We start from the raw sequence: 7,852 nt of genomic DNA, 5'->3' as shown, positions 1-7,852 counted from the left end.
GGCTGTGCTTATAAAACGCCCGTCAAAAACGCTAAAATCCAGTGAGCTACTCTTTTTTCTCAAACCCATACTCCACAATACTTTCAGGCTATCTTGCCCCTGGTGACAGCTTCGCTATATTTACCCCATCACCTAAAGACCATTTAGGCAATATCACCCGAAAGCGATTGGGAAAGTCTTTATCTGTAGTCTTCTTCAGGCAGAAAATTGACTTAGGTAACATTAACTTTCCGCCTTTCACAGGTGCAGACATCTTCATTTGTCTGGCAGAAAACCTCTTGGTTCCTTCACTAATAAACCGGAAGATAAAATCATTAAACCACAGTTCTACTGTCACACAAGCCTGTGAATGCTCTTGCTTATCGCGGCTGAGAAACTGACGCTGCTCACTCGCACTATAACCTAAAAAAATCCCCGCGCTAGCAGTTGAGAGTTTCTGTAATTTCTCTAATGACTTTTCTTGTTCCAGCAGAGAACGGAATCTGGTTTGGGGTTTACCAATAAACAATCTATCTAAACGTTCAAACCGGAACAGTCCTGCATACTTTCCACCTTCACACTCAAAACCTAAATACCATGCTTGGTTAGAAAAAACGATTTGCAAAGGAAATGCCAAAAAAAAGCCTTCTTCATCCAGTGCAAATTTACCGCCGCCAACAAAGCGATTTAATTCCAGTAATTGCCCTTTAGCGATCGCTTCCTCTAATTGCTGTAAATTCTTAGAAAGGGCATCACTCGGTAAAAACTCTGAATCTATCATACTGCGATTAGCAATGCTCCGTACCGGATACACATTACTTACCCCCAACTTACTTTTTGCCATTCGGGTAGCAAATGTTTCATAAATCTCCAACGCTACGGGGTCATCAAGACTTTTCGCCTGAGACTGGAGAACATCAAACACTTTAGTTAACTCTAATGCTGACAAAATCGCTGTCCCCGCAAAGTAGCCATCTCTGAGGGGGAATTCTGGCAATATTTTATAAGGCTTGAGAACCTTTTCTATATCCTTGCGGACTGTATCTAATCCATCGCCATCGATAATCCCATTTTCTCTGAGTGCAGACATCAGAGTTTGTAAACTTCCCTTTCCTCTATCTTGCAAAAATGGGTGGTGAAGAATCAACCGAATGATTTCTATCAACCTCCCAAAGCAGTCAAAGTCAGAATAAGCATGAGTTACAAAATTCAATTCTAAAAACGATGAATCATCACCTCGTAAAAACGATAATTCATCCCCTTGTAGAGACGGCGATTCATCGCGTCTCCTCCTACCGTTAATAGCGCCATAAACAATAGTATTAACCCCAATCAGAAAATTTTGTTGTAACCAGTCTAAATCAGATGCGATCGCATTTTCATTGGCGTAAATTTGACCGCACAATTTACCCATGAAAGCGGTAATTTCTTCTAAGCTATTGGCAAACTCAGGAATGTTACCAAAAATGCTTTCTACCAAACTCCCATGAGTAGTTTGCAAATTACCAATTCCCGGATAACGAATGATGAGAGAAATTAAATACATCAGCCGTTCAAAATCCAACAACTGACTGTAGGAATGGATTGTAATGTGGCGATTGCGGTTAGCGCGGTTGGTAAGGGTACGCGAAAGCTGTTGAATTTGGGTTGCAATTTGTAGAATGTCGAACTTCGGCGAGGTGACATCGATTTCTTTGACAGTTGCAAATCCCTCCGCAGCTATTGGCGGAAAGTCTTGGAGAGATTTGTGCATATTTTCAATTACAAAATCTGGAACTTGACGAACCCGTTGTTGGTTCCATAACTTGCAAATTGCAACGGGAGTTTGCAAATACCACGCCATCCACAGAGGAAAAACAGCCAGACAAGATTTCAGCTTACTGAGTAAATCCATCCGCCATCCCCGCTTGGCATTAGTTGCATCATAAATGATGGAATCACCTTGAGTTAAGGCATTCACAATTTCCGTGATCGCTTTTTCTTCAACCTGATTCCACTCACCTTGAATATTTGCATCGCCGTAGAGTTGCTGGCGAATTGCGTCTGTAGAGACGATGCGATAATTCCCCAGTTTGGCGAGTTCTGCGGCGAAGGTAGATTTCCCGCTACCGGGGATACCGATGAGGAAGTGACAAATCATCAGCAGTTACAGGTTAAAGGTTTTTCTACTTTAACTTTTAGCTGTTTTTTGTTTGTTGTCTAGGGTTTTTAAGCGAATGACGAAATAATTCGTCATTCGTAATTCAAGGTTGCTTTGGTAGGTGTAACTGGAACTTTGTTTTTAGTTTCCATTAATTCCGATTTAGAGCGATCGGTAAAGTTAAAAGCAGATGGTCATGAGTTCACAAAAGAGGTTTCCATTAATTCCGATTTAGAGCAATCGGTAAAGAATTAAATTTGAAATCACGAGATAACATAGCCAACCGGTTTCCATTAATTCCGATTTAGAGCAATCGGTAAAGCTGGCTTTGTCTATCAAATGGTTTCATTCATCTCGTTTCCATTAATTCCGATTTAGAGCAATCGGTAAAGTGAGTCTGATTTAGTTGGTTACGCCGTTGTCACCGCAAACAGTTTCCATTAATTCCGATTTAGAGCAATCGGTAAAGTTCTACCGGAGTTACCAGCGAATCCGTGATGAAGTTTCCATTAATTCCGATTTAGAGCAATCGGTAAAGTTCAGACATACGTAGACACTTTTAGTGATACTTCAAAGGTTTCCATTAATTCCGATTTAGAGCAATCGGTAAAGAGTTCGTTCAGGAGCCTCTGCCCCGTAAGGCTTTCAGCCACCAAATCGACACCACTCTAAAAGACATTATATATCTTGTGTGAAATTGAACAACACGCATACCTCAAATTATTACCCAGTAATGAATCGACACCACTAAACGAAAAATATAGGGTTTCGGGGATTTGGCGAGTGGTGTCGATGAACATCTCAAACTCCTCATCCTCTCTGCGTCTCCGTGCCTGTGTGTGACATAAATCATCATACATGAAAAGGTATTTATCTCCTCAAATTTTCCGAGAAGATTATATAGCTAGCAGTTCTCAATTGCATAGAACACAGACCTAACCCCCAACCCCTTCCCTACAAGGGAAGGGGAGTAAAATTCAAAGCCTCTCTCCTCTTAGGAGAGAGGTTTGGAGAGAGGTCAAAGCCCAGGCAGGTTTAGCCATTGTAACCACGAATTGCGATCGCAGTCCTTTATCTATCTAACCGCGATTTGCGATCGCCAAACCTAAATCAACTTGCCAAATCTACCAAAATCAAAAAGTCAAAGCTGCTTTGAAGTAAGTAAAAGCTTATTTGACTTACGGAAAACACCAAAATGAGAAAGTCAAAGCTGCTTTTTAGTAAGCAAAAGCTTATTTGACTTGCGGAAAACACCAAAATGAGAAAGCAAAAGCTGCTTTTTAGTAAGTTAAAGCTTATTCGACTTGCGGAAAACACCAAAATGAGAAAGTCAAAGCTGCTTTTGAGAAAGTCAAAGCAGCTTTTGAGTAAGTAATTGCGGATTTCACTTATTAAATTTAACCAAAACATGAAGTTTAGATAAAACTATTGAAAAAATTACCAATAAATGCTTACAACTTTCATTAAAGCGCTTTATAAGTATAAAATTATACATGATGTAAGAATAAGAAAGGCGATCGCCCTCTGCCAAGAATCTGCGATCGCCTTTTTAAATAACTTAAATTTCATCATTCGCATGAAAAGGTATTTACATCATCAAATTTTCCGAGAAGATGTATAGCAGTTCTCAATAGCATAGAACGCAGACCTAACCCTGCCTCCAGCTTCCCTCTCCTTAGTAAGGCTACCGTGTACACACAAATCATCTGATCCCCCCTAACCTCCCTTAAAAAGGGGGGAATAGATTCAAAGTCCCCCTTTTTAAAGGGGATTTAGGGGGATCAAACCACATTTTGCACCTAGTACAAAGATGTGTGTACACCGTAGCCTTAGTAAAAAGAGGGATTGAGGGTGAGATTTGATCTTATTACGCCTACCTACTTAACTGCGAATTGCGATCGCAAAAACAAAAATTATTACAAAGTATAACTACTGAATAAAAACTCAAATTTCTACAGTAACTTAAACAAGACTGCAACCAGTGATTCAAGCAAACGTGACCAAATATACAGCAACTACCTTTGCTCCCGTCCAAGGATTTATCGAGAAATCCCGTAAACTTCGAGACTTGTACGGTGCATCATTGATTCTTTCCTATCTCAGCCAGCAGCTAGTAAAAGAAGCAGAAAAAACCACAACAGTTATATCTCCAGCCCGCGCCAACCTCCAAAAAGGAATGCCAAATCGCATCCTGATAAAAGGAGAATTTTCCAAAGCACAAGCAGAAGAAACTCTCTTATCTGCATGGAAACGAATGTTACACGAATGTCGCACTTGGATAGAGTGGAAACTACCAGACTATACCTATCACTGGGAAAGAGAGTGGATAAACTGGGGAAACCACGCTTGGGAAATATTTTGGGGAGAAGGCGACAGCATAAAAGCAGCGATGGAAGACTTAGAAACTTGCAAACTTTCCCGTGGATGGACAGCAGTCAACTGGATTGGAGAGAGTTCTAGTTTAACAGGAACAGATGGAATCGCCTTTCCCGGATTGGGTGGCGTACAGAGAAATCCTCAAAATCGCCAATGGACAATAGAAAAAGATCAAATCAAAACCTTCTATAAACGCCTCGCCTGTGCATTAGAAAATCGTCCCCCAGATGCAGAACCAGAAGGTAACTTTTTTGACCTCAACGAAAAATTAAGTATCCCGGAATTAGTGAAACGTCTAGTTACCCTACCAGAAATTGCCAATCAATTGGAGATGTCTAAACTAGAAAGTTTCAGCGAAATTTATCGAGGCCCCGAAGCCAAAAACGACCAAGGTAAAGGACGCTGGACAGGATGGTTTATGGGAGATGGCGATGAAGTGGGGAAACACCTAAAGGAATTAGCCGAATTAGAAAATGGCGATGAACAACTTCAAAAATTTAGTCAAGCCATGCGTAACTGGGGCAAAGACTTTACCAGAGACTTCCCCCAAGAAATCGGTAGAGTAGTTTATGCAGGTGGAGACGATTTTTTAGGCGTAATTTATCGAGAAAAAGACCAAGAACCGATTACAGCCAACCAAGCTTTTGCATGGTTAACTACACTCCCCCAAACCTGGGAAAAACACGATCAAAAAATAGGCTTAAGCGTCGGATTTGTTTGGGCAGGTACAAGCGTTCCCCAAAGGGATATATTACAACATTGTCGGGAAGCAGAAAAGCTAGCTAAATCTTCAGGGCGTGGACGAGTCACCATCAGAATTGTTTTTAACAGCGGTCAATATGTGCAATGGACATGTCCTTGGGATTATTTAAACATCTTAACCAAATATCAAGACAGAGAAAACCAATCAAACTGGAGTCATATTTATCAAGATTTAGCAATATTAGAATCTCGGCGGGCATTTAATCTTGACAAAAAAACCTTCGTCGAAAAATTCGCCATTGAATTCTTCAATATTTACTTTCCCGACGAAGGTCAACAATTACTAAATTATGAACGTGCTAAACACCTCATAGGTTTTAGTGAAGAAGATGATAATTATGAAAGAAGCAAAGCCACAATTGATTGGATAAGTGACTTAATTAAAGTAGGCTGGCATTTAAGTAATTAAGCGATCGTAAATTCAAACACCTTAACTAATCTCAAAATAAATATAGCAGTCCTAACTTATTTGTGAAAACTAAATATTTCCTTCTTCCTTCCTTCTTCCCTTTACGTCCTTCTCTACGAGACGCTGCGCGAATGCGTCCTTTGCAGTTCGTTTCCTATCTATATATTTTCACCACTCATTTAGAACTGCTATATATCTCATCCATCCGTAGGATGTGTTAGCGACAGCGTAACGCATCAACCCCTAGAGAATAGTGCGTTACAAACCGCCTTCTAACACACCCAACAATACCTAAATTTCGCCACTCCACTTATGTTCAAATACTTAATAACCATCAATCCATTAGGATTAATGTATGGAAGTACAGGTGCATTTCTCTCACCCGAAAACCTAGTCGGTCGTTCCGGTGCAAAATTCCCCCCAGAAGCCGCGACCCTATCAGGCTTAATGTTTAGCGCCAACAAAATTACCGAAAAAATTCCTCAAAATGAATTGAGTGCTAATCTATTTGTAGCCGGCCCCTTTTGGGCTAAACTCAAAGACAAGCAAAACTTTTATATTCCCATTCCTTGGAATAAAATCATTGCTAAAAAAGCAGTAGATGAATGGCAATTAAAAGAAGGTCAATGGCAGTTAGAAAATAAAAATGAGAAACTAGAACCAGATTATCGTTGGCAAACCATCAATTCTTGGGGAATAGCACCCAAAACCCTGAAATCTAACGAATCTGTTGCTAAAAATCCTTGGGAATACGTTTCCTTCCTCCATCCCAAAATTAAACAAACAGAACGTTGTGTAGAAGATTCCGACGGACTCTTTCTAGAAAACTCCGTCCAAATGTCAGACGATAGTTGCTTAGTTTATCTCTCAACCTATCCCCTAGAACCCGGCTGGTATCGCTTTGGCGGAGAAAATCACATAGTCGAAATCGAGTGCGAAGAACTCACAAACAAGAAATTTTTAAACCTATTAAATCAGCCAATAAAACGTACCTTCGCCTTAATTACACCAGGTATCTGGGGTTCAAACCGCTTCTCTCACCGCCATCCTCAACATGAAAGCTTTCCCGAAACCGTAGAAATGTTAACAGATAAACCATTACCCTACCGTTACCGCGCCAAAGGTAACTTAGGAAGGGGACGTTACGCAGTTCCGGCTGGTAGTGTTTACGTACTTGCAGAACCTTTAAATAAACCTTGGTCAGAATGGGACGAAGCATGGTTTCCCAAAGAAGGTTATAGCCTAAAACGAGTAGGATGCGGTTTATGTTTACCAACAGAAATTAAAGGAGTCGCCTAAAATGTACAAAAAAGCTTATGGAATAATAGAAACCTTAGCACCTCTGCACGTTGGTGCAACCGCCGGAGAAGAAAGCGGAAATTTAAACTTAATTTTTCGTGACCAATTTACTAAAACTGGTATTCTTCCCGGTAGTTCAATTCGCGGTCGCCTGCGTTCCGAAATGCGCTTAATAGATGGAGATGAAGCCGCAAAATATTGGTATGGTAACGAAGCAGGTTCAGAACAATCAGAAATTAATAACGAATCTCTCATCAAATTTGAATACGCTTCTATTCTCTGGCTACCCGTCTTTTGTCCCGGTCAACCAATAGTATGGGTAACTAGTCCACGCTTACTCCAACGCTACCAAAGAATTGCTGGCGACACTATCAAAATTAACGGTAAACCCCTCAAAGAAATAGAAATACCAGACCCATATACAGGTTCCAAAAACTTAAAAGCGCGGGAATCACAAGGTAAAAAAACCTTATTTTTCAACTTAGGTTTTTTGACCATCAAAAAAACAGCAGACTTATCCCCTTGGTTCCCCTCCGGTAAAGAAAAACCCGCAGTCATAGTAGACGACAGTGATATATCCATAATTCATGACATGGCATTATATCGCCAAAGTCGCGTCCGTTTAAAACCAGACCAAAAAGTAGTCGATGGTGGTGGCTTCTTTAACACCGAAGCCTTACCCGAAGGAACCATCTTAGTTTTTCCCATCGCCATCAAAAATGATAAATCAGGTAAACAATGGAAACCCTTAAATGATACTGAAAGCACAGATATTTACCTTGGTGGCTTAGAATCAATCGGCTTTGGTCACTGTAGTTTAACTCTAATAAGTTAGGTTTCATCCCCAACCCACCCTACAAATCTTCTCTTCAATTACGAATTACGAA

At 40.5% G+C, this 7,852-nt stretch carries 5 protein-coding genes and 1 CRISPR repeat array; of the genes, 4 read left to right on the top strand and 1 reads right to left on the bottom strand.

Translation table 11 applies throughout. The annotated features are described in order from the left end of the window. Window positions 1–88: 88 nt before the first annotated feature. On the bottom strand, window positions 89–2,119 hold the full coding sequence (locus tag CDG79_RS16070) for an ATP-binding protein (RefSeq protein ID WP_094343000.1): 2,031 nt from the start codon (window positions 2,117–2,119) through the stop codon (window positions 89–91). Between the two features lie 144 nt (window positions 2,120–2,263). Then, window positions 2,264–2,731: direct repeats of the CRISPR family, unit length 36 nt; unit sequence GTTTCCATTAATTCCGATTTAGAGCAATCGGTAAAG. 835 nt (window positions 2,732–3,566) lie between these two features. Here CDG79_RS16070 and CDG79_RS42420 point away from each other — a divergent pair. The 4 genes from CDG79_RS42420 to cmr4 all read left to right on the top strand — a co-directional run bounded on the left by CDG79_RS42420 (window position 3,567) and on the right by cmr4 (window position 7,800). Further along, entirely contained in the window at window positions 3,567–3,740 is a 174-nt protein-coding gene (locus tag CDG79_RS42420; RefSeq protein ID WP_189525019.1) for a hypothetical protein, read from the top strand. 375 nt (window positions 3,741–4,115) lie between these two features. Further along, on the top strand, window positions 4,116–5,666 hold the full coding sequence (locus CDG79_RS16060) for a Cas10/Cmr2 second palm domain-containing protein (protein ID WP_094343006.1): 1,551 nt from the start codon (window positions 4,116–4,118) through the stop codon (window positions 5,664–5,666). 312 nt (window positions 5,667–5,978) lie between these two features. Continuing rightward, window positions 5,979–6,965 carry a type III-B CRISPR module-associated Cmr3 family protein gene (locus CDG79_RS16055; RefSeq protein ID WP_094342997.1) on the top strand — a complete coding sequence of 329 codons (987 nt, stop codon included), beginning with the start codon at window positions 5,979–5,981 and terminating at the stop codon, window positions 6,963–6,965. A 1-nt stretch (window position 6,966) separates the two neighbouring features. After that, window positions 6,967–7,800, top strand: a complete 834-nt coding sequence (cmr4, locus tag CDG79_RS16050) for a type III-B CRISPR module RAMP protein Cmr4 (RefSeq protein WP_094342996.1) — start codon at window positions 6,967–6,969, stop codon at window positions 7,798–7,800. The last annotated feature ends 52 nt before the right edge of the window (window positions 7,801–7,852 follow it).

It is taken from the genome of Nostoc sp. 'Peltigera membranacea cyanobiont' 232, from assembly GCF_002245985.1.
Taxonomy (GTDB): domain Bacteria; phylum Cyanobacteriota; class Cyanobacteriia; order Cyanobacteriales; family Nostocaceae; genus Nostoc.
The sequence above is the reverse complement of the archived record's forward strand: the minus strand, read 5'-3'. Positions and strand labels throughout refer to the sequence as shown.

Bases quoted from the DNA above. Each gene is read 5' to 3' on its own strand.
- CDG79_RS16070 (WP_094343000.1), bottom strand. From the start codon at position 2,119: ATGATTTGTCACTTCCTCATCGGTATCCCCGGTAGCGGGAAATCTACC.
- CDG79_RS42420 (WP_189525019.1), top strand. From the start codon at position 3,567: ATGCTTACAACTTTCATTAAAGCGCTTTATAAGTATAAAATTATACAT.
- CDG79_RS16055 (WP_094342997.1), top strand. From the start codon at position 5,979: ATGTTCAAATACTTAATAACCATCAATCCATTAGGATTAATGTATGGA.
- cmr4 (WP_094342996.1), top strand. From the start codon at position 6,967: ATGTACAAAAAAGCTTATGGAATAATAGAAACCTTAGCACCTCTGCAC.